This window comes from Paenibacillus agri (genome assembly GCF_013359945.1).
Classification (GTDB): Bacteria; Bacillota; Bacilli; order Paenibacillales; family Paenibacillaceae; genus Paenibacillus_AQ; species Paenibacillus_AQ agri.
On the sequence record NZ_JABWCS010000153.1, the window covers coordinates 1 to 513 of the forward strand.

A 513-nucleotide genomic window follows, 5' to 3' on the forward strand; every position below is an offset into this window, starting at 1 on the left:
ACTCTAACAAAGTATTTATTAGCATGATTCCAGCCAAAACCTTCACGACTCCGTTGAATGCTGCTTTCGTTAGAATTTCAATGAAAAACGAAGACGTTCCTTTTACTCAGCTTGAAGTGGGTGCGGTAACAACTAAATATATGTCACATAAGAATTCTATACGTAAGGACACTATCCCCATAATCACAGGCGATCTTATTGGAGTGGGGGAAATCGCAAGAGATAGGCTTTCGTTCCTTACCGTTCCTGCAGTGCTTTCGAAAAATCTATTTAATAAAGACACTATAATTTTAGAACGATACGTTACAATCACTGGTGCTTTGACAGCTAATGCAGCTTATAGCGCTAGTGATTTCATCGCAATATCACCCGGACAAGCGTATAGTGTTAATCACTTATGGAGCGGTGCATGTTACGACTCTAACAAAGTATTTATTAGCATGATTCCAGCCAAAACCTTCACGACTCCGTTGAATGCTGCTTTCGTTAGAATTTCAATGAAAAACGAAGACG

Annotated in this window: 1 pseudogene; it reads left to right on the forward strand. The window is 39.4% G+C overall.

Annotated elements, in window-relative coordinates:
- Positions 1-513: pseudogene (locus HPT30_RS00760) on the forward strand (hypothetical protein); the annotation flags it as partial.